Annotated in this window: 1 protein-coding gene; it reads right to left on the bottom strand. The window is 32.7% G+C overall.

Going from position 1 to position 251, the window contains the following annotated elements:
- The coding region (locus G9F74_RS29690) for a DUF7852 domain-containing protein (protein WP_438285190.1) at positions 1–251 on the bottom strand (251 nt) is incomplete at both ends.

Raw genomic sequence — 251 nt, 5'->3', positions numbered from 1 at the left:
ACTTGTACTTGTTGTACTTGTAAAACTTTTAAAGTAAGATCTAGTACAATTTTTTCACGAAGAGTATCAAATGGTTCGTTTAGGTCTGTTGGACAAGGTGAAAAGTCTAATTCAAAAAATTGAGCGCTGACTAATTCGCAATACGGTTGTTCATTATAAAAAACTGTATTTTCGAAGAAGTATTTGTCTAAACGTGGTAGATCACCATTTTTAGGATTAATAAAGTGAGAAGTAGTATCTGAGGAAGCAGC

The organism is Bacillus sp. EKM202B, from assembly GCF_011066025.1.
Taxonomy (GTDB): Bacteria; Bacillota; Bacilli; order Bacillales; family Bacillaceae_G; genus Bacillus_A; species Bacillus_A toyonensis.
The sequence above is the reverse complement of the archived record's forward strand: the minus strand, read 5'-3'. Positions and strand labels throughout refer to the sequence as shown.